Below are 19,420 nucleotides of genomic sequence, written 5' to 3' on the forward strand. Positions count from 1 at the left end.
ATCAAACAGAAACGGGCAAGATTTCGACATTTTCAGGCATTTCCCTCCGCACTCACCGCTTTTATCATCAATGTTCCCTCGGCGGCCGCCCTGTCTGATTCAGGCCGCATCTCACCGGCACTCCGCTGCCGGCCAAGCGTTGTCCCCCCTACATTGATAACTGGAGCGACCATGAACATTACCCATGCCTATGCCGCGCATGATGCGAAGTCTGCGCTGGTGCCTTTCGATTACCCACCCCGCGCCCTGCGCGACCACGATGTGCAAATTCAGGTGTTGTTCTGCGGTGTCTGCCATTCGGACCTGCATCAGGCTCGCAACGAATGGAGCAATACGATTTACCCGGTAGTGCCGGGCCATGAAATCGTCGGGCGCGTCAGCGCCGTCGGCGGCCATGTCTCGCGTTACCGGGTCGGCGATCTGGTCGGCGTCGGTTGCATGGTGGATTCCTGCCGCAGCTGTCCGAGCTGCGATGAGGGGTTGGAACAGTATTGCGAGAACGGCTTTACCGGCACCTATAACGGCCAGGATCGCCAGACCGGCGCCGTCACCTATGGCGGCTACTCCACCAATCTGGTGGTAGATCAGGACTTCGTGCTGCGCGTGCCGGAAAATCTCGATCCGGCCGGGGTCGCACCGCTGCTGTGCGCCGGCATCACCACCTATTCGCCGCTGCGCCAGTGGGGCGCGGGGCCAGGCAAAAAGGTCGGCATCGTCGGCCTCGGCGGGCTGGGGCACATGGGCGTCAAACTGGCGCGGGCGATGGGCGCGCACGTGGTGCTGTTCACCACCTCGCCGTCGAAAATCGAAGACGCCAAGCGCCTCGGCGCCCATGAAGTGGTGATTTCGCGCAACCCGGATGAAATGGCGCAGCACGTTAATAGCTTCGACTTCATCCTCAACACGGTAGCGGCTCAGCACGATCTGAACCCGTTCCTCAACTTGCTGCGCCGCGACGGCACCCTGACGCTGGTCGGCGCGCCGGAGCACGATCATCCGTCGCCGCAGGTGTTCAACCTGATCATGAAGCGCCGCCGTATCGCCGGTTCGCTGATCGGCGGCATCGCGGAAACGCAAGAGATGCTGGACTTCTGCGGCCAACACGGCATCACGTCCGATATCGAGCTGATCCCGATGCAGCAAATTAATGAGGCCTATGAGCGCATGCTGAAAAGTGACGTGAAGTACCGCTTCGTGGTGGATATCGACTCGCTGCGAGCCTGATGACAGCGGGCGCCCGGCGGCGCCCGTTTTTTTATAGCTGCTTGATGACCCTGGCCGGGTTGCCGCCCACCACGCAGTTGGCCGGCACGTCTTTGGTCACTACCGCGCCGGAGGCCACGACCGCATTATCGCCGATGGTCACGCCCGGATTGATCACCGCGCGCCCGCCGATCCACACGTTGTCGCCAATCTTGACCGGCTTGCCGAACTCCGCGCCGCCGACGCGGGTCTCGGCGTCCAGCGGATGGGTGGCGGTGTAGATATGCACGCCCGGCGCCAGCAGGCAGTTATCGCCGATATGCACCTCGCACACGTCGAGGATCACGCAGTCGAAATTGGCGTAGAAGTTCTTGCCGAGATAGATGTTATAGCCGTAGTCGCAGCGGAAGGTCGGCTCGATGGTGCCGCCCTGATAGCCGCCCAGCAGCTCGTCCAGCCATTGTTTGCGCAGCTCGCCCTCTTCCGGCGAGGAGTGGTTATAGCGATGCGTCAACTGGCGCGCGCGCCGACGTTCGCTGCGCAGCAGGTCATCACCGGCGTCGTACAGCTCCCCGGCGATCATCTTGCGCTTTTCTTCGCTGATGGCCATGTCGGCCTCCTTAATCTTATCGCGTTTCTTGAATGCCCAAGCGTAGCCGTTTTTTCCTGACGACAAAAAGGGAACGTTCCCAATTTAAAGCCGCGATCACGATTTAACACGAAAAAGCAGGAGAAAAACGGGCGGTGCCGCCGCCCGGCAATCAGGCGCGCAGTTCCTGGCGCACGTGTTCGGGCAGGCCTTCCACCACCAGCTGATAGGAGCTGTCGATCAGCGTATAAAACTGCGAGTTCGGCAGGTTGCCGTCAAGAAACACCGTATTCCAGTGCGCCTTGTTCAGGCCGTCGCAGGCGACGATCTCCGGGTGGTGCTCGCGCAGGCTTTCCGCCAGCTCCGGGCTGGACTTGATTGCCAGCGCCGGCCGCCCTTCGACCTCGCACACCATCGCGAACATCACGTCGCCCACCTTGATCTGGCTGGCCTGCCACTGGTTCTGGTCGCTCTGCTCCGCGCCCGGCTTCGCCATACAGTACTCCAGCAATGCGCTGTTATTCATTGGGTTATTCCCCCTGTAATGTGGCCACAATACGGCGTGCTCCGCCGTGGATGCGGTGCTCCCCCAGCCAGATGCCTTGCCATGTGCCCAACATCAGCCGCCCGTGCCTGACGGGCAGCGTCAAGGAAGCGCCCAGCAACGAGGATTTGATGTGCGCCGGCATGTCGTCCGGCCCTTCGTAGTCATGTTGATAGGGTGCGTTTTCCGGCACCTGGCGCAGGAAATGCTGCTCCATATCGGCTCGCACCGTGGGATCGCAGTTCTCGTTGAGCGTCAGCGAGGCCGAGGTATGCTGCAGCAACAGATGCAGCAGGCCGGTTTGCAGGCGGTGTAAGTGGGTTAACTGGTTGACGATCTCGTCGGTAACCAGATGAAAGCCACGCGCTTTTGCGCTGAGGATTAGCGTTTGCTGATGCCACATGAGTGAGCGCCCCTCAATCAGTATATTCTCTCTCCGGTTTGCGGCAACTTCGGCGGCGCACCGGCAATAAAAAAGGAGCGATATCGCTATCGCTCCCCGATGAACGTCCGTTCAGACTAACAGGCGTTACTGCACCGCGGCAAACGCCTCGGCCACCTGACGCACGTTGTTGTGGTTCAGGCCGGCCACGCACATGCGGCCGCTGTGGATCAGGTAGACGCCAAACTCTTCACGCAGGCGATCGACCTGCGCCGCGCTGAAGCCGGTGTAGCTGAACATGCCGCGCTGAGCCAGCAGGTAATCGAAATTGCGCTGCGGCAGCGCGCTCTTCAGGGTGTCCACCAGCGCGTGACGCATCTCGAGGATGCGGGTGCGCATGCTCTCCACTTCGTCCAGCCACTGGGTTTTCAGCTGGGCGTCGTTCAGCACCTTGGCCACCAGCTGCGCGCCGAAGTTCGGCGGGCTCGAGTAGTTGCGGCGCACGGTGGCCTTCAGTTGGCCCAGCACGCGCCCGGCCGCCTCTTCGCTTTCGCACACCACCGACAGGCCGCCGACGCGCTCGCCGTACAGCGAGAAGATCTTCGAGAACGAGTTGCTCACCAGGCACGGCAGGCCGGCCGCCGCGATGGCGCGAATGGCGTAGGCGTCTTGCTCCATGCCGCCGCCGAAACCCTGGTAGGCGATATCGAGGAACGGAATGATTTCACGCTCGGCGATCACCTTGACCACCTCATCCCACTGGGTAGGGGTCAGGTCGGAACCGGTCGGGTTGTGGCAGCACGGATGCAGCAGCGCGATGCTGTGCTTCGGCAGCTGTTTCAGCGCGGCGAGCATGGCGTCGAACTTCACGCCCAGGCTTTCGCTGTCGAAATACGGATAGGTATTCACTTTGAAACCGGCGCCGCTGAAGATGGCGACGTGGTTTTCCCAGGTCGGATCGCTGACCCACACCTGCGAATCCGGGAAGTAGCTTTTCAGGAAGTCGGCGCCCACTTTCAACGCGCCGGAACCACCGACGGTCTGAATGGTGGCGATGCGCCCTTGCTGCAGCATCGGATGCTGCGCGCCGAACAGCAGTTGCTGGATGGCGGAGCGATAGGGTTGCAGCCCTTCCATCGGCAGGTATACCGAGGCGCCGTGCTCGACGCTGTTCAACTGCGCTTCCGCCGCGGCGACCGCCCGCATCTGCGGAATGATGCCCTGCGCATCGTAGTACAGGCCGATACTCAGGTTTACCTTGTGCGCGCGCGGGTCTTGTTTGAATTTTTCCATCAGCGACAGAATGGGATCGCCGGCATAGGCGTCAACGTTCTGGAACACGGGGTTTTTCTCCTGGTTTATTTATTGTGGTTTGGGCACAGCGTTACGTTCCTAATATAGACGGAAAACCGCATTCGGTTTTAGCTTTCTCGCGCCACCGGCAATAAACCGTTTTCCTTGATGCGATTGAGCACCACCGCCGTTTTGATATGCGCCACGCTTTTGTGCGGCGACAGCGTCTGGCTGATGAATTCGCTCAGCGCCGGCAGGTCTGCCACCGCCACTTTCAACAGGTAATCGGCGTCGCCGGTGGTCTTGTATGCGTCAAGGATCGCGTCCACGTCCTCCAGCATCTGATGAAAGCTGTCGATCTGCTCCTGCGCGTGCGTGATCAGGCTAACTTCAATCAGCCCCACCAGCCCCAGGCCGACCGCCTCGGGCGCCAGCCGCGCGTGGTAGCCGCGGATCAGCTGCGCCTGCTCCAGGCTGATGCGCCGCCGCGAACATTGGGAGGCGGAGAGCCCGACCAGCTCGCTCAGCTCCTGATTGGTCAGACGGCCGTTGGCCTGTAACAGCGTCAGGATTTTCATATCAAAATCGTCAATGTTGTACATAGCCACCTGTAAACTGTGTTAATAAATGTTGACGTTACAGCCTACCAGTTTTTTTACCGTTGCCGACGTCACACCCTGGCGCTTGAATCGCGTACAGCAGCAACGCCCGGCGTTTTCGCCGGTAAGCGGCATAAAAAACGGCTAACTCATGCAGACAAACGACAATTAACGGCGAAGTAACGCATAAAACCACGAATGTATAAAAAGGACGCCAGATGAAAAAGCTACTCCCCCTCGCGCTGCTGCTCGGCGCCGGCAGCGCCAGCGCGCAATCCCACCTGGACAAAGTGCTGCAGCAAAAGACCCTGGAGGTCTGCACCACCGGCGACTACAAGCCCTATACCTTCCTCAAGGAAGATGGCAGCTATGAAGGCATCGACATCGACATGGCGCAATCGCTGGCCAAGAGCCTGGGCGCCAATGTGAAGTGGGTGAAAACCAGCTGGAAAACCCTGACGCCGGACTTCGCCTCCGGCAAGTGCGACATCGCGATGGGCGGCATCTCCGTCACGCTGGAGCGGCAAAAACAGGTGTTCTTCGCTGACAAGCTGGATACCGACGGCAAAATCCCGCTGGTGCGCTGCACCGACGTGAAGAAATACCGCACTATCGAACAGATCAACAAGCCGTCGGTGCGTCTGTTGGAACCGGCGGGCGGCACCAACGAAGCCTTCGTGCACGCCTATCTGCCGAAGGCCAAACTGACGCTGACGCACGACAACATGAGCATTTTCCAGCAGTTGGTGGATCGCAAGGCGGACGTGATGATCACCGACGCTTCCGAGGCGCTGTACCAGCAGAAGCGCTATCCGAAGCTGTGCGCGGTGAATCCGACCAAACCGATGCAGTACGGCGAGAAGGCTTACATGCTGCCGCGCGACGATCTGAGCTGGAAACTGTATGTGGATCAGTGGCTGCACCTGGCCAAGGCGACCGGCGAGTATCAGAAGGTTATCGACAAGTGGTTGGCGGTAAAGAAGTAACGCGCTGAGAAACGGGGCCGACGCGCGTCGGCCCCTGCGGCGCATCAGTCGCCGATGTATTCCATCGCCACGCGCTGCGTGAGCTTGGTGATCAGTTCATAAGCGCTGATGCCGGTGCAGGCGGCGATACGCTCGACCGGCAATGCCGGCCCCCACAGCATCGCTTCATCCCCCACCGTATCGGCGGCATCCGGCCCGAGATCGACCGAAATCATGTCCATCGACACCCGGCCTACAATCGGCACTTCGCGGCCGTTGATCAGGATCGGCGTGCCGGTCGGCGCGCTGCGCGGGTAACCGTCGCCGTATCCCATCGCCACCACGCCCAGCCGGGTATCGCGCGGGCTGACCCAGGTGCCGCCGTAGCCGACCGCTTCGCCGGCCTTGTGCTCGCGCACCGCGATCAGGCTGGATTTCAGGGTCATCGCCGGCTGCAGACCATGCTCGGCGCCGCTGCCGTTATCCAGCGGCGACACGCCGTACAGAATGATGCCGGGGCGCACCCACTCGTTGTGGGCGTCCGGCCACAGCAGCGTGCCGCCGGAGGCGGCGACCGAGCGCTGGCCCGGTTTGCCGCACGCGAACTGCTCGAAGCAGGCGATCTGTTTCAACGTGGTGTCGGACTCCGGTTCATCGGCGCGGCTGAAGTGGCTCATGATATTGACCGGCTGCGCCACGTTGCGGCAGGCGCACAGGCGCTGATAAAACGCCTCCGCGTGTTCGGGGCGCACCCCCAGCCGATGCATGCCGGTATCGAGCTTCATCCACACCGGCACCGGGCGCGCCAGCTCGGCCTGCTCCAGCGCTTCGAGCTGTTCGATGCAGTGCACCGCGGTTTCGATGTTGTTCGCCACCAGCACCGGCAGATCTTCGGCACTGAAGAAGCCTTCCAGCAGCAGGATCGGCTTGACGATGCCGCCGGAGCGCAGCATCAGCGCCTCGCCGATGCGCGCCACGCCGTAGCAATCGGCGTCTTGCAGGGTGTGTGCTGTTTCCAGCAGGCCATGTCCATAAGCGTTTGCTTTCACAACGGCAATCAGGCGGCTTTGCGGCGCCTGGCGGCGCACCTGTTGCAGATTATGTCGCAGAGCGCGGCGGTCGATTACAGCGGTTGCCGCTTTCATTTCAGTTCCTTAGCTGATTATTCGTCATCGTATTGTGGCCCCGCGTAGTTGTCGAAACGCGACCACTGGCCGTTAAAGGTAAGGCGCACGGTACCGATCGGGCCGTTACGCTGCTTACCGATAATAATTTCCGCGATCCCTTTCAGATCGCTGTTCTCGTGATACACCTCATCACGATAGATGAACATAATCAGGTCGGCGTCCTGCTCGATAGAGCCGGATTCACGCAGGTCGGAGTTAACCGGGCGTTTGTCGGCGCGCTGCTCCAGGCTACGGTTCAGCTGCGACAGTGCCACCACCGGCACCTGCAGCTCTTTCGCCAGCGCCTTCAGCGAGCGCGAAATCTCGGCGATCTCCAGCGTACGGTTGTCGGACAGGGCCGGCACGCGCATCAGCTGCAGGTAGTCAATCATGATGAGGCTAAGCCCGTCGTGCTCGCGGAAAATGCGCCGCGCGCGCGAGCGCACCTCGGTCGGCGTCAGGCCGGAGGAGTCGTCGATGTACATGTTACGCTTCTCCAGCAGGATGCCCATGGTGCTGGAAATGCGCGCCCAGTCCTCGTCGTCGAGCTGGCCGGTACGGATGCGCGTCTGATCCACGCGCGACAGCGACGCCAGCATACGCATCATGATCTGCTCACCGGGCATCTCCAGGCTGAAGATCAGCACCGGTTTTTCCTGGGTCATCGCGGCGTTTTCGCACAGGTTCATGGCGAAGGTGGTTTTCCCCATCGATGGACGGGCGGCGACGATGATCAGATCGGACTTTTGCATGCCCGCGGTTTTCTTGTTGAGGTCCTGATAGCCGGTATCGACCCCGGTCACGCCGTCGTGCGGCTGCTGATACAGCTGTTCGATGCGCGAGACGGTGTCTTCCAGGATGCGTTCGATGCCCTTCGGGCCTTCGTCTTTGCTGGCGCGGTTCTCGGCGATTTGGAATACGCGGGATTCCGCCAGATCGAGCAGGTCTTCGCTGCTGCGCCCCTGCGGATCGTAGCCGGCGTCGGCGATTTCGTTAGCCACCGAGATCATTTCGCGCACCACCGCGCGCTCGCGCACGATGTCGGCGTAGGCGCCGATGTTGGCGGCGCTCGGGGTGTTTTTCGACAGCTCGGCCAGGTAGGCGAAGCCGCCGACCGAGTCCAGTTCACCCTTCTGCTCGAGCGATTCGGACAGGGTGATGAGGTCGATAGGCTTGCTCATCTCCAGCAGACGCTGCATCTCGGTAAAGATCAGGCGATGTGGGCGGCTGAAGAAGTCGTTGGCGACCACGCGCTCCGCCACGTTGTCCCAGCGCTCGTTATCCAGCATCAAACCGCCCAACACCGACTGCTCGGCCTCCAGCGAGTGCGGCGGCATCTTCAGCCCTTCCATCTGACGATCTCTGGAACGCTCTCTGGTTTCGTCCGCGTTTGTTTTGTTGGTTGGTTTTTTTCCTGCCATGAAACGTAGTCTTTATCCGGTTGCGAATGAGGGTGAGGCTGCTGACGCAAGAGTATACGTGATTTTTCCGCACGATTCCGCCGCATAATTGCCACAGGCTGGCGCACGGGCAGGCTAGATCTCCACAGCCAAAAGGCATAGGGTGAATTCAGATAACCAAATGAGGGTAGAACATGGCCAAGCGCATTCAATTCTCCGCCACCGGCGGGCCGGAAGTCTTGCAATACGTTGATTTTACACCGCTCGATCCGGCTGCCGGCGAAGTGCAGATCGAGAACAAGGCGATCGGCATCAACTACATCGACACCTATGTGCGCAGCGGACTGTACGCGCCGGCCAGCCTGCCGAGCGGCCTCGGCACCGAAGCGGCCGGCGTGGTGACCAAGGTCGGCGCCGGGGTCAGCGTCCTCAAACCGGGCGACCGGGTGGTGTATGCGCAATCGGCGCTCGGCGCCTACAGCGAGATCCACAACGTCTCGGCAGAACGCGTGGCGCTGCTGCCGGGCAACCTTAGCTTTGAACAGGGTGCAGCCTCTTTCCTCAAAGGGCTGACGGTATACTACCTGCTGCGCCAGACCTATGACGTGCAACCGGGTGAAGTGTTTCTGTTCCATGCCGCGTCCGGCGGCGTCGGGCTGATCGCCTGCCAGTGGGCGAAAGCGCTGGGTGCGCGCCTGATCGGCAGCGTCGGTTCCGACGAGAAGGCCGCGCTGGCGAAACAGGCCGGCGCCTGGGCCACCATCAACTACCACAAAGAGGATATCGCCCAGCGGGTGGCCGAGCTGACGCAGGGCGAGAAGGTCGGCGTGGTGTACGATTCGGTGGGTAAAAGCACCTGGCTGGCCTCGCTCGACAGCCTGAAGCGTCGCGGCCTGATGGTGAGCTTCGGCAACGCGTCCGGCCCGGTGACCGGCGTCGATCTGGCGCTGCTGAATCAGAAGGGCTCGCTGTACGTCACCCGCCCTTCCCTCAACGGCTATATCACCAACCGCGCCGAGCTGCAGTACGCCAGCAACGAGCTGTTCTCGCTGATCGGCAGCGGCGCCATTCGGGTGGAGGTGAGAGACGAGCAGAAATTCGCGCTGGCCGACGCCCAGCGTGCGCACCAGGTGCTGGAAAGCCGCAGCACCAGCGGTTCCAGCCTGCTGATCCCCTGATCGCGGCCAAAGAAAAGGGCTCCTTGCGGAGCCCTTTCTGTTACTGCGTTTTGTAGGGGTAGAGCAGAGTCCGCCAGAGACAGGGGTTGCTTTAGCAACACGAATTTTGGTTGTCTCTCACGGTGATGAAATCAGTCGCATCACTGCATCGACCCACATCCTAACAGCCCCGTCCGGCAAAAAACACGCTTTATGTGCCACACCGCCGGGGAAAACTGCCAAGCTGTGATCGCTGCCGCATTAGCGTGGCGGGCAGTTATGCAAGTTTCATCGCGACTGACTGATTATTCAGCAAAAAATCAGTAACGCCTGGCCTGCGGTTTCTGCATCGAACGGTAAATCCATACCCCGACCACCGCCAAAATCAGCCACGGCAGCAGCTTAATCACCACCGCGAACAACCCGCCCAACAGCATGAACGCCGCCGCCACCAACAACGCGGCGAAGATCCCCAGCAGCGAGATGCCGGTCACCATCAGCATCACCACAAAGCCAATGAGAAAGAAGATTTCCAACATGATTGCTCCTTTGCAATACAACGTATCTGCAGAGTGGATTACAAGAAGCGTGCCAGAATGGCGGAAGGGCTAACCTATTGAAAAAATAGGACAGGCATCCGGTAACTCACCGAATGCCTGGCGAAAAACACTAACTGTTGGTCAAATTTTTTGCGGGTTACGCCATTTCGACGCGCGGCTGACGCACCAGCGCCAGCGCCTGCTCCACCACCCGCGCATCGGCGCCCGGCTTGTGGGCGTTCTCGCTCAGGTGGCGACGCCACTGGCGCGCGCCCGGCACGCCCTGGAACAAACCGAGGATGTGACGGGTGATGTGGCCGAGATAGGTGCCGTTGGACAGCTCGCGCTCGATATACGGATACAGCGCTTCGACGATCGCCACGCTGTCCGGCACCGCGGTCTGCGCGCCGAACAGTTCGCTGTCGACCCGCGCCAGGATACCCGGATTCTGATACGCCTCGCGCCCCATCATCACACCGTCCAGATGCTGCAGATGCTGCTGCGCCTCTTCCAGCGTTTTCACTCCGCCGTTAATGGCGATGGTCAGCGCCGGGAAATCCCGCTTCAGCTGATAAACGCGCGGGTAGTCCAGCGGCGGCACTTCGCGGTTCTCTTTCGGGCTGAGGCCGGAGAGCCAGGCTTTGCGAGCGTGGATAGTGAACATGTCGCACTCGCCGCGCCCGGCGACGGTCTGGATAAAGTCGCACAGGAAGGCGTAGCTGTCCTGATCGTCGATGCCGATGCGGGTCTTCACCGTCACCGGTATCGATACGACGTCGCGCATTGCCTTGATGCAGTCGGCGACCAGCGTCGCCTGGCCCATCAGGCAGGCGCCGAACATGCCGTTTTGCACGCGATCGGACGGACAGCCGACGTTGAGGTTAATCTCGTCATAACCGCGCTGCTCCGCCAGCTTGGCGCAATGCGCCAGCGCGGCCGGATCGCTGCCGCCCAGCTGCAGCGCCACCGGATGCTCTTCTTCGCTGTAGGCCAGATAGTCGCCCTTGCCGTGGATGATCGCGCCGGTGGTCACCATTTCGGTGTACAGGAGCGTTTCCTTGGTCAAGAGGCGGTGGAAGTAACGGCAATGACGATCGGTCCAGTCGAGCATCGGCGCGATGGAGAAACGATTGGCGGCGTAGGTTGGGGCGTGGTTGTCTTTCGTCATGCTGAGTTACTGGCTACCTGAGTCTGTCTGGGTTCAACGAACGGCGCGCGGCCGCAAACGGCTATTATAACGACAATCGGCGCCGTTGGGAAAACCCGCTTGCCGCCGGCAAAAATAAGCGGAGACAAGGCGAATAAACCCACTCGTTCAGGTGTTATCTCATTACGGGCGCGCACGGCGCCTCTGCCTTGAGGACACAACCATGAACAGCTTCATTAAACGCCTGCTGGCATCGGCCATTGCCGGCTGCCTGCTGTTTTCCGGCACGGCGCTGGCGATGGGCGGCGACGGCAGCAGCCAAACCCCGCCGACCTGCCCGAAAGGCCAGGTCTACGACAGCAAAACTCAGACCTGCATGGTGGATAAAAGCGGCAAGGTCGACGACGTCGACCGCACTAACTACGCCTATGCGCTGGCGAAAAGCGGCCGCTATCAGGAAGCGCTCGATATGCTCAACACGCTAAAAGATCCCAACACCGCCGTTGCGCTGAACTATCGCGGCTACGCCACGCGCAAACTTGGCCGCACCGATGAGGGTATCGGCTATTATTTAAAATCAGTAGCTCTCGATCCGAAATACCCTAAAGTGCGCGAGTACCTGGGGGAAGCCTACATGCTGAAAGGCCGACCCGATCTGGCGCGCCAGCAGCTGCAGGTGATCCAGTCGCTGTGCGGCACCAAATGCGAGGAGTACCGCGATTTGGCGGCGGCCATCGACCGCCACCCGGAATCTTGATCCGACGCGCCTGCGGAGGTGACTATCAGCGGCGATGCGATACGCGATGAACTCGGCCACTATATCTCCCGCCTGTGGCGCTATGCGCTGGTGCTTTCGCACCGGCGGGATATCGCCGACGATCTGGTGCAGGCGACCTGCCTGCGTGCGCTGGAGCGCGCTGCGCAATTCACTCCCGGTTCGCACCTGGATCGCTGGTTGTTTTCCATCCTGCACTCCATCTGGCTCAATGAAGTTCGCGCCCAACATCTTCGCCAGGGGCAAGGCTGCATGGCGGCGGAAGAGCTGGGCGATGCGGACAACGGTGAACAGCCGGTCTGGCTCCATGAAGTGATGCGACGCGTCAGCCGGCTGCCGGCGGCTCAGCGCAACGCGCTGTTTCTGGTGTATATCGAAGGGCTATCCTATCGGGAGGCCGCGAAAGTGCTGGCGGTGCCAATCGGCACCGTCATGAGCCGCCTGGCGGCCGCACGCTTGGCGTTGGCCGATGACCGCCCGTTGGCAAACGACGGCCCGCACCGCAAAGAGAGCCATCCCGCCCCCTTGCCTCCTGCTCGTCGATAACGCCCTATTCCAACGAGCGGATAACCCGGCATGGCTGCCCCAGCGCCAGCACGTTGGCCGGGATGTCGCCGGTGACGATGCTGCCCGCGCCGATGGTCGTGCCGTCGCCGATGGTCACTCCCGGCAGGATCACTACGTTGCCGCCGATCCAGACGTTGTTGCCAATGGACACCGGCTGCGCCGAGGTGCGGAAAGGGAAATCCGGATCGCCGGTGAAGCGCTCTGCGGCCTTCAGCGGGTGGCTCGGCGTATAGATTTGCACGTTGGGGCCGATCAGCGTGTTGTCGCCGATGGTGATGGTATTACAATCGAGGAACACCGCATTGACGTTGATAAAACAGTTTTTACCGATGCGGACATGCTGCCCGTAGTCACACCAGAACGGTGTTTCAATCCAGCTCGCCTCACCCCAAGCACCGAACAGCTCACCGAGTAGGCGGTTTTTCTCGTCCGCCTGATGCGAGTCCAGCGCCCCCAGGCTTTTGGTCAACGCCCTCGCTCGATGGTACAGGGCGATCAGTTCTTCATCGCGGCTGTTGTACTCCAGGCCGCCTAACAGCTTCTCTCTTTCCGTCATCACACAGGGCTCCTGCTCATCACGCGGGTGAAAGGCGTTATACCGCTCTCGTCCCCCGTTCTCCAGCGCTAAAACCGGCAACGTTGATTTGCCGCCCGACGGCGGGGAAAAGTTGTGATGCAACTCTCTTTTCGCGCGATCGGCGCGCTTTTCCTTGCGCTATCCTCAGGGGAAAAGGGGGCAACTCTCGGCGATTCGCCGTAATCATGGTAAAATCGGCTTTTTTACGTACCGGGATATTTGCGATGAACTCAACCACCCAGGAAAAGCTGCTGGCGCAGGCTGAACGCCTCTGCCAGCAACGCAATGTGCGATTGACGCCGCAACGGCTGGAAGTGCTGCGTCTGATGACTCAGCAACCCGGTGCAATCAGCGCATATGACCTGCTCGATCTGCTGCGCGTCGCCGAACCGCAGGCCAAGCCGCCGACGGTCTACCGCGCGCTGGATTTTCTGCTGGAGCAAGGGTTTATCCATAGAGTGGAATCGGCCAACAGCTACGTGCTGTGCCACCATTTCGAACAGCCGATGCATACGTCCGCGCTGTTTATCTGCGACCGCTGCGGCCAGGTGACCGAACGCACCACCGAAGGCGTGGAAGAAACGCTGCAGAAGCTGGCGCAGGAAGCCGGATTTGCGCTGCGGCACAGCGTGGTGGAAGCGCACGGTCTGTGCGCCGGTTGCGTTGAAGTTGAGGCTTGTGACAGCAAGCATGATTGCGCCGAACACGATCACAGCATCGCCATCAAGAAGAAATAATACGAAGTCAGGTACTTCCCTGTACCTGCAGCCGGGGCGCCAGAGGATGGAGCGACGCCGGCCTGCGCTGTTGCCGGCCGCCGTCAGTGGCGGCCCTGCGTGTTACCAGCGGTGTTTGGTGTGACCTTCCCAGGCTTTCACCTCTTTCTCGGCCGCCTCTTTCTGGTAACCGTAGCGCTCCTGGATTTTACCGACTAGCTGTTCGCGTTTCCCTTCGATGACCGTCAGATCGTCATCGGTCAGCTTGCCCCATTTTTCCTTCACTTTGCCTTTCAGCTGCTTCCAGTTACCGTCGGCTTGATCTTTATTCATAGTCTCTCCGTTAACCTGTGGTGAATCAGTGATCCCTGTCGCCGGCCGGGGTTAAACAGAAGTTTTTCTGGTTGATACTCCCTTCACCTTAAGAAGCACCGCTCCCCTTCATTCACCAGCCACATGATTCATTCTAGTTAAACATGGAAATAAAAAAGCCAAACATCAGAATAAAAAACCATTAAAAAGAAAAATAAACACAAAAAACGCTAACAAACAACGAACTAAACCGGAAATATTCAGGCTGAAAACATGTAAGCAAACATGAATAAAAACATAAGATAAATTAATAATTAACCCAACAAAGCGTCCGGTCTAACGTGCAGCAAACCAGCTGCCGCGCACCTGATGACGGTGCCAAATCCAACCCAGCGCCACGCCACGCAACGTCAGAAACACCGCCAGCGCCAGCCAGAGCCCGTGGTTGCCTAGCAGCGGCACGCTGAACAGCGTCAGACCATATCCTGCCGCGGCCACCGCCATACTGTTACGCATCTCGGCGCCGCGCGTGGCACCGATAAACATGCCGTCCAGCAAATAGCACCACACCCCGACCAGCGGCAGAATAACCTGCCACGGTAAATAGTGGGCGGCCAACGCACGCAGCTCCGGCAAGGAGGTCAACGCCGCCACGATCTGCTGGCCGGTAACGGCATACGCCAGGCCGAAAGCCAACGCGACCAGCCCAGCCTGCCTGCAGGCCGCGTGCCACACCTTACGCAGTTGGCTGCCGTCCCGGGCACCGTAGGCGTGGCCGGAATGGGCCTCCACCGCATAAGCGAAGCCGTCGAGCGCATAGGCGGTAAACGTCAGCAGGTTCATCAACACCGCGTTAACCGCCACCACATCGCTCCCCAGGCGAGCGCCGAAAATGGTCAGCGACGCAAAACACAGCTGCAGCAGCAATGAGCGCAACATGATGTCGCGATTGAGCGCCAGCAGGCGGCGCAGATCGCCACGCCAGGCCTGACGCAGCATCGCCAGGGTAATACCGCGCAGACGCATCACTCGCCACGCCAGCCACAGGCCGAGCAATAGCGTGGCATATTCGGCGATGGCGGTGGCCGCCGCCGCCCCTCGTACGTTCCAGCCCAGGCCCATCACCAGCCAGATATCCAGCACGATGTTCAGCAGGTTGCCGACGATCAGCAGGATCACCGGCGCACGCACGTACTGCACGCCGAGCAGCCAGCCCAGCAGCACCAGGTTGGCCAGCGCCGCCGGTGCGCTCAACCAGCGGATCTCAAGAAAACGCCGCGCCTGCTCCAGCACCTCGCCATCGCCGCCGACGATCCGCAGCGCCAGTTCAATCAGCGGGTAGCGCAACAGGACGATCGCCCCCCCGGCCAACAACGCCAGCAGCAGCGGTTGCATAAAGGCGCGTGCCAGCGCCTGCGGGTTCTTCGCTCCCAGCGCCTGCGCCGCGAGGCCGGTGGTGCTCATGCGCAGGAACAGCAGCAGCATGAACAGGAAGCTGGTCGCCACCGCGCCGATCGCCACGCCTCCCAAATAGATCGGGCTGTCGAGGTGGCCGATCACCGCGGTGTCCACCAGCCCGAGCAGCGGCACGGTGATATTGGAGAAAATCATCGGCAGGGCGAGGCGCCACAGGGCTTTATCGGTGTCGCTGGTGAAGGCGGAAATCAGGCGCATGATGGGATGTTCCTGTGACAGAGTGACGAAGGGCGAGGTCAGAAACAAAAACGCCCCAAAACAGGGGCGATTGATACAGGGAGCGGCGGTGATGGCGCGGCGATTAAATCCAGTCGCCGTTGCGGATCACGCCGACCGCCAGCCCTTCGATCGTGAAATTCTGCTGGCGCAGATCGACCACGATCGGTTGGAATTCATTGTTCTCCGGCAGCAGCTCAACCACGTTACCGTGCTTTTTCAAGCGCTTGACCGTCACTTCGTCTTCGATGCGCGCGACCACGACCTGGCCGTTGCGCACGTCTTGCGTTTTGTGCACCGCCAGCAGATCGCCGTCCAGAATGCCGATGTCGCGCATCGACATGCCGTTCACCCGCAACAGGAAATCGGCGCTCGGTTTAAACAGGGAAGGATCCACCTGGTAGTGCCCTTCGATGTGCTGCTGCGCCAGCAGCGGCTCGCCGGCGGCGACGCGGCCGATCAGCGGCAGCCCTTCTTCTTCTTCCATCAGCAGGCGGATACCGCGCGACGCACCGGAGACGATTTCGATCACGCCTTTGCGTGCCAGCGCCTTCAGGTGCTCTTCGGCGGCGTTAGGCGAACGGAACCCCAGACGCATCGCGATCTCGGCACGCGTTGGCGGCATGCCCGTTTGCGAAATATGATCGCGAATCAGATCGTAGACCTCTTGCTGTCTGGTAGTTAGTGCTTTCATTCCGCCCCCTGTTTGTTTATACAGTCTTGCTGTGAGTATATACAGGTAAGCGCGGATTGGGAACCGAAGAATAAATAAAAATCAGTCAGTAGGCGACTTTCGTCAGCCAAAATGCTGCCACAAGACCGTGCCCCAAACGAACAGCGCCAGCACGATCGCCAGCGACACCGCCGCCGATCCCATGTCCTTGGCCCGCCCGGACAGCTCATGGTGTTCGCTGCCGATGCGATCCACCACCGCCTCGATCGCGCTGTTCAGGATCTCGACGATCATCACCAGCGCCACCGATCCGATCAATAAAATGCGCGCTATCGCACCCACGTCCAGCCAGACAGCCAGTATGATAGCCAGGAGGGTCACCACCAGTTCCTGGCGGAACGCCGCCTCGTGTTGCCAGGCGGCGGAAAGCCCTTTATAAGAATAGCCGGCGGCCTTAATGATGCGGGTCAATCCGGTTGCTTGGTTTGCCATGTTTTCGTGCCTTTCTCAGAGGTCGGTCATAATAAAAAGAGTCTAGAACAGTCCGCGCTGACGGCTCTCGGTTTTCGAACACCACAGATCTGCTACCCGGTTTCTGGTATGCTTGCGGCGCATTGCTAACAAGAGGCTTCACGTTGTTATGTCAGGTTGGCGTAAAATTTATTATAAAATATTGAATTTACCACTTAAATTGTTGGTAAGAAGTAAGGTCATCCCTTCAGATCCGGTCACCGAGCTAGGGTTGGATCCCTCACGGCCGATTTTGTATGTTTTACCTTACAATTCCAAGGCGGATTTGCTGACGCTGCGCACCCAGTGCCTGGCGCAGGATCTGCCCGATCCGCTCAACGCGCTGGAGATCGACGGCACCGTGCTGCCGAGCTACGTGTTCATTCACGACGGCCCGCGCGTGTTCCGCTACTACACCCCGAAAGAAGAGTCGGTAAAGCTGTTCCACGACTACCTGGATCTGCATCGCAGCAATCCCGATCTCGACATTCAGATGCTGCCGGTTTCGGTCATGTTCGGCCGCTCGCCGGGCCGCGAAGGCCACGGCACGCCGCACCTGCGTCTGTTGAACGGCGTGCAAAAATTCTTCGCCGTGCTGTGGCTCGGCCGCGACAGCTTCGTGCGCTTCTCCAACACCGTTTCGCTGCGCCGCATGGCTACCGAACACGGCACGGATAAAACCATCGCGCAGAAACTGGCGCGCGTGGCGCGCATGCACTTCTCGCGTCAGCGCCTGGCCGCGGTAGGCCCGAGCCTGCCGGCCCGTCAGGACCTGTTCAACAAGCTGTTGGCGTCCAAAGCGATCGAAAAAGCGGTCGAGGACGAAGCGCGCAGCAAGAAGATCTCGCACGAGAAGGCCCAGCAGAACGCCATCGCGCTGATGGAAGAGATCGCCGCCGATTTCTCCTACGAAACCGTGCGTCTGTCCGACCGCGTGCTGAGCTGGACCTGGAACCGGCTGTATCAGGGCATCAACGTCACCAACGCCGAGCGCGTGCGCCAGCTGGCGCAGGACGGCCACGAGATCGTCTACGTGCCCTGCCACCGCAGTCACATGGACTATCTGCTGCTGTCCTACGTGCTGTATCACCAGGGCCTGGTGCCGCCGCACATCGCTGCGGGCATCAACCTCAACTTCTGGCCGGCCGGCCCGATCTTCCGTCGCCTGGGCGCGTTCTTCATCCGCCGCACCTTTAAAGGCAACAAGCTGTACTCGACGGTGTTCCGCGAATACCTCGGCGAGCTGTTCACTCGCGGTTACTCGGTGGAATATTTCGTGGAAGGCGGCCGTTCCCGCACCGGGCGTCTACTGGAACCGAAAACCGGCACCCTGTCGATGACCATCCAGGCGATGCTGCGCGGCGGCGCCCGTCCGATCACGCTGGTGCCGATCTACATCGGCTACGAGCATGTGATGGAAGTGGGCACCTACGCCAAAGAGCTGCGCGGCGCCACCAAGGAAAAAGAGAGCCTGCTGCAGATGCTGCGCGGCCTGCGCAAGCTGCGCAATCTGGGCCAGGGTTACGTCAACTTCGGCGAACCGCTGCCGTTGACCGCTTACCTCAACCAGCACGTGCCGCAGTGGCGCGAGTCGATCGATCCGATCGAAGCTCAACGCCCAAGCTGGCTGACGCCGACGGTCAACGATCTGGCCGGCCAGATCATGGTGCGCATCAACAACGCCGCCGCGGCCAACGCCATGAACCTGTGTTCCACCGCGCTGCTGGCCTCGCGCCAGCGTTCGCTGACCCGCGAACAGCTGCTCGAGCAGCTCGAGTGTTACCTGCAGCTGATGCGCAACGCGCCTTACGCCCATGATGTCACCGTACCGACGCAGACGCCGGACGAGCTGCTGGATCACGCGCTGAACATGAACAAGTTCGAGGTGGAAAAGGACAACATCGGCGACATCATCATCCTGCCGCGCGAGCAGGCGGTGCTGATGACCTATTACCGCAACAACATCCACCACCTGCTGGTGTTGCCGTCGCTGATCGCCAGCATCGTCATGCATCATCGCCGGGTATCGCGCGCCGAACTGCTGCGCCAGATCGGCATGATCTACCCGATGCTGAAAGCCGAGCTGTTCCTGCATAACGACAAGGAACAGCTGCCGGACGTGCTGCGGCCGATGATCGACGAGCTGATCCGCCAACAGCTTATCTGCGACAAAGGCGACGAGCTGGTGCTGAACCCGGCGCGCATTCGCCCGCTGCAGCTGCTGGCCGCCGGGGTGCGCGAAACCCTGCAACGCTACGCCATCACTATGTCGATCCTCAGCGCTAACCCGAGCATCAACCGCGGCGCGCTGGAGAAAGAAAGCCGCATCATGGCGCAGCGTCTGTCGGTGCTGCACGGCATCAACGCGCCGGAGTTCTTCGATAAAGCGGTATTCTCCACCCTGGTGGCGACGCTGCGCGAAGAAGGCTATATCAACGACAGCGGCGATGCGATCCGCGAGCACACCCTCGAGGTGTACAACATGCTGAGCGATCTGATCACACCGGAAATCAAGCTGACCATCGAAAGCGTCAACATGCCGGAAGAGACCAACGCTCTGCCGCAAACCGATGCGCAAGAAGAGCAAGACGAGTGATTTCGTCCGGCGCGGAAA

General features: G+C 60.5%; 21 protein-coding genes. 7 read left to right on the plus strand and 14 right to left on the minus strand.

Annotation, left to right across the window (positions count from 1 at the left end; all coding sequences use genetic code 11):
* Positions 1-171 precede the first annotated feature (171 nt).
* The gene (locus ACSJLU_RS22400; protein WP_043139692.1) at positions 172-1,224 is read left to right on the plus strand and encodes an NAD(P)-dependent alcohol dehydrogenase; all 1,053 of its coding nucleotides are present in this window, start codon (positions 172-174) and stop codon (positions 1,222-1,224) included.
* Positions 1,225-1,255: 31 nt separating this feature from the next.
* Here ACSJLU_RS22400 and maa read toward each other — a convergent pair whose 3' ends face one another.
* The 5 genes from maa to ACSJLU_RS22425 all read right to left on the minus strand — a co-directional run bounded on the left by maa (position 1,256) and on the right by ACSJLU_RS22425 (position 4,613).
* Positions 1,256-1,813, minus strand: a complete 558-nt coding sequence (gene maa, locus ACSJLU_RS22405) for a maltose O-acetyltransferase (RefSeq protein ID WP_025304441.1) — start codon at positions 1,811-1,813, stop codon at positions 1,256-1,258.
* 151 nt (positions 1,814-1,964) lie between these two features.
* Entirely contained in the window at positions 1,965-2,318 is a 354-nt protein-coding gene (locus ACSJLU_RS22410; RefSeq protein WP_025304442.1) for an MmcQ/YjbR family DNA-binding protein, read from the minus strand.
* Positions 2,319-2,322: 4 nt separating this feature from the next.
* Complete coding sequence (locus tag ACSJLU_RS22415) at positions 2,323-2,739, minus strand: secondary thiamine-phosphate synthase enzyme YjbQ (RefSeq protein ID WP_004936779.1); 417 nt, start codon at positions 2,737-2,739, stop codon at positions 2,323-2,325.
* Positions 2,740-2,865: 126 nt separating this feature from the next.
* On the minus strand, positions 2,866-4,059 hold the full coding sequence (locus ACSJLU_RS22420) for an amino acid aminotransferase (RefSeq protein WP_089181383.1): 1,194 nt from the start codon (positions 4,057-4,059) through the stop codon (positions 2,866-2,868).
* 80 nt (positions 4,060-4,139) lie between these two features.
* The gene (locus tag ACSJLU_RS22425; protein WP_038874314.1) at positions 4,140-4,613 is read right to left on the minus strand and encodes an Lrp/AsnC family transcriptional regulator; all 474 of its coding nucleotides are present in this window, start codon (positions 4,611-4,613) and stop codon (positions 4,140-4,142) included.
* A gap of 215 nt (positions 4,614-4,828) precedes the next feature.
* Here ACSJLU_RS22425 and ACSJLU_RS22430 point away from each other — a divergent pair, with 215 nt between their 5' ends.
* Positions 4,829-5,596, plus strand: a complete 768-nt coding sequence (locus tag ACSJLU_RS22430) for a transporter substrate-binding domain-containing protein (protein ID WP_025304445.1) — start codon at positions 4,829-4,831, stop codon at positions 5,594-5,596.
* A 44-nt stretch (positions 5,597-5,640) separates the two neighbouring features.
* On the opposite strand, the gene alr is transcribed toward ACSJLU_RS22430, so the two are convergent.
* Together alr and dnaB are read right to left on the minus strand one after the other, a co-directional pair.
* Positions 5,641-6,720 (minus strand): alanine racemase, encoded by a 1,080-nt coding sequence (gene alr, locus ACSJLU_RS22435; protein WP_025304446.1) that lies wholly within the window; start codon positions 6,718-6,720, stop codon positions 5,641-5,643.
* A 17-nt stretch (positions 6,721-6,737) separates the two neighbouring features.
* Positions 6,738-8,162, minus strand: a complete 1,425-nt coding sequence (gene dnaB, locus ACSJLU_RS22440; RefSeq protein ID WP_025160134.1) for a replicative DNA helicase — start codon at positions 8,160-8,162, stop codon at positions 6,738-6,740.
* A gap of 173 nt (positions 8,163-8,335) precedes the next feature.
* Between dnaB and ACSJLU_RS22445 the strand changes: the two genes are divergently transcribed.
* Positions 8,336-9,319, plus strand: coding sequence for a quinone oxidoreductase (locus ACSJLU_RS22445; RefSeq protein WP_049296286.1), 984 nt, complete (start codon positions 8,336-8,338; stop codon positions 9,317-9,319).
* Positions 9,320-9,618: 299 nt separating this feature from the next.
* On the opposite strand, the gene pspG is transcribed toward ACSJLU_RS22445, so the two are convergent.
* A complete protein-coding gene (gene pspG / locus ACSJLU_RS22450) occupies positions 9,619-9,837 on the minus strand; it encodes an envelope stress response protein PspG (protein WP_025304448.1) in 219 nt (72 codons plus the stop codon).
* Positions 9,838-9,994: 157 nt separating this feature from the next.
* Positions 9,995-11,005 (minus strand): tRNA dihydrouridine(20/20a) synthase DusA, encoded by a 1,011-nt coding sequence (gene dusA / locus ACSJLU_RS22455; protein ID WP_019453217.1) that lies wholly within the window; start codon positions 11,003-11,005, stop codon positions 9,995-9,997.
* A gap of 202 nt (positions 11,006-11,207) precedes the next feature.
* Between dusA and ACSJLU_RS22460 the strand changes: the two genes are divergently transcribed.
* On the plus strand, positions 11,208-11,741 hold the full coding sequence (locus tag ACSJLU_RS22460; RefSeq protein ID WP_043139672.1) for a tetratricopeptide repeat protein: 534 nt from the start codon (positions 11,208-11,210) through the stop codon (positions 11,739-11,741).
* A gap of 18 nt (positions 11,742-11,759) precedes the next feature.
* Entirely contained in the window at positions 11,760-12,305 is a 546-nt protein-coding gene (locus ACSJLU_RS22465) for an RNA polymerase sigma factor (protein WP_197813173.1), read from the plus strand.
* Between the two features lie 4 nt (positions 12,306-12,309).
* Here the strand turns inward: ACSJLU_RS22465 and ACSJLU_RS22470 are convergent, their stop codons facing one another.
* Positions 12,310-12,882, minus strand: a complete 573-nt coding sequence (locus ACSJLU_RS22470; protein WP_049296288.1) for a sugar O-acetyltransferase — start codon at positions 12,880-12,882, stop codon at positions 12,310-12,312.
* A gap of 245 nt (positions 12,883-13,127) precedes the next feature.
* Here ACSJLU_RS22470 and zur point away from each other — a divergent pair, with 245 nt between their 5' ends.
* A complete protein-coding gene (gene zur, locus ACSJLU_RS22475) occupies positions 13,128-13,640 on the plus strand; it encodes a zinc uptake transcriptional repressor Zur (RefSeq protein ID WP_015379223.1) in 513 nt (170 codons plus the stop codon).
* A 102-nt stretch (positions 13,641-13,742) separates the two neighbouring features.
* Here the strand turns inward: zur and ACSJLU_RS22480 are convergent, their stop codons facing one another.
* The 4 genes from ACSJLU_RS22480 to ACSJLU_RS22495 form a co-directional block, all read right to left on the minus strand.
* Complete coding sequence (locus ACSJLU_RS22480; RefSeq protein ID WP_380826433.1) at positions 13,743-13,952, minus strand: CsbD family protein; 210 nt, start codon at positions 13,950-13,952, stop codon at positions 13,743-13,745.
* A gap of 315 nt (positions 13,953-14,267) precedes the next feature.
* Complete coding sequence (dinF, locus tag ACSJLU_RS22485) at positions 14,268-15,605, minus strand: MATE family efflux transporter DinF (protein ID WP_025304452.1); 1,338 nt, start codon at positions 15,603-15,605, stop codon at positions 14,268-14,270.
* A 103-nt stretch (positions 15,606-15,708) separates the two neighbouring features.
* Complete coding sequence (gene lexA, locus ACSJLU_RS22490) at positions 15,709-16,317, minus strand: transcriptional repressor LexA (RefSeq protein WP_025160136.1); 609 nt, start codon at positions 16,315-16,317, stop codon at positions 15,709-15,711.
* Positions 16,318-16,419: 102 nt separating this feature from the next.
* Positions 16,420-16,788 (minus strand): diacylglycerol kinase, encoded by a 369-nt coding sequence (locus ACSJLU_RS22495; protein ID WP_015379225.1) that lies wholly within the window; start codon positions 16,786-16,788, stop codon positions 16,420-16,422.
* Positions 16,789-16,936: 148 nt separating this feature from the next.
* Between ACSJLU_RS22495 and plsB the strand changes: the two genes are divergently transcribed.
* The gene (gene plsB / locus ACSJLU_RS22500; protein WP_049208287.1) at positions 16,937-19,402 is read left to right on the plus strand and encodes a glycerol-3-phosphate 1-O-acyltransferase PlsB; all 2,466 of its coding nucleotides are present in this window, start codon (positions 16,937-16,939) and stop codon (positions 19,400-19,402) included.
* The last annotated feature ends 18 nt before the right edge of the window (positions 19,403-19,420 follow it).

Origin of the sequence: Serratia bockelmannii (assembly GCF_051803255.1) — a bacterium.
In the GTDB taxonomy this organism is placed as follows: Bacteria; Pseudomonadota; Gammaproteobacteria; order Enterobacterales; family Enterobacteriaceae; genus Serratia; species Serratia bockelmannii.

Coding starts and splice junctions, on each gene's coding strand:
- ACSJLU_RS22400 (WP_043139692.1), top strand. CDS start 172: ATGAACATTACCCATGCCTATGCCGCGCATGATGCGAAGTCTGCGCTG.
- maa (WP_025304441.1), bottom strand. CDS start 1,813: ATGGCCATCAGCGAAGAAAAGCGCAAGATGATCGCCGGGGAGCTGTAC.
- ACSJLU_RS22410 (WP_025304442.1), bottom strand. CDS start 2,318: ATGAATAACAGCGCATTGCTGGAGTACTGTATGGCGAAGCCGGGCGCG.
- ACSJLU_RS22415 (WP_004936779.1), bottom strand. CDS start 2,739: ATGTGGCATCAGCAAACGCTAATCCTCAGCGCAAAAGCGCGTGGCTTT.
- ACSJLU_RS22425 (WP_038874314.1), bottom strand. CDS start 4,613: ATGTACAACATTGACGATTTTGATATGAAAATCCTGACGCTGTTACAG.
- ACSJLU_RS22430 (WP_025304445.1), top strand. CDS start 4,829: ATGAAAAAGCTACTCCCCCTCGCGCTGCTGCTCGGCGCCGGCAGCGCC.
- alr (WP_025304446.1), bottom strand. CDS start 6,720: ATGAAAGCGGCAACCGCTGTAATCGACCGCCGCGCTCTGCGACATAAT.
- dnaB (WP_025160134.1), bottom strand. CDS start 8,162: ATGGCAGGAAAAAAACCAACCAACAAAACAAACGCGGACGAAACCAGA.
- ACSJLU_RS22445 (WP_049296286.1), top strand. CDS start 8,336: ATGGCCAAGCGCATTCAATTCTCCGCCACCGGCGGGCCGGAAGTCTTG.
- pspG (WP_025304448.1), bottom strand. CDS start 9,837: ATGTTGGAAATCTTCTTTCTCATTGGCTTTGTGGTGATGCTGATGGTG.
- dusA (WP_019453217.1), bottom strand. CDS start 11,005: ATGACGAAAGACAACCACGCCCCAACCTACGCCGCCAATCGTTTCTCC.
- ACSJLU_RS22460 (WP_043139672.1), top strand. CDS start 11,208: ATGAACAGCTTCATTAAACGCCTGCTGGCATCGGCCATTGCCGGCTGC.
- ACSJLU_RS22470 (WP_049296288.1), bottom strand. CDS start 12,882: ATGACGGAAAGAGAGAAGCTGTTAGGCGGCCTGGAGTACAACAGCCGC.
- zur (WP_015379223.1), top strand. CDS start 13,128: ATGAACTCAACCACCCAGGAAAAGCTGCTGGCGCAGGCTGAACGCCTC.
- ACSJLU_RS22480 (WP_380826433.1), bottom strand. CDS start 13,952: ATGAATAAAGATCAAGCCGACGGTAACTGGAAGCAGCTGAAAGGCAAA.
- dinF (WP_025304452.1), bottom strand. CDS start 15,605: ATGCGCCTGATTTCCGCCTTCACCAGCGACACCGATAAAGCCCTGTGG.
- lexA (WP_025160136.1), bottom strand. CDS start 16,317: ATGAAAGCACTAACTACCAGACAGCAAGAGGTCTACGATCTGATTCGC.
- ACSJLU_RS22495 (WP_015379225.1), bottom strand. CDS start 16,788: ATGGCAAACCAAGCAACCGGATTGACCCGCATCATTAAGGCCGCCGGC.
- plsB (WP_049208287.1), top strand. CDS start 16,937: ATGTCAGGTTGGCGTAAAATTTATTATAAAATATTGAATTTACCACTT.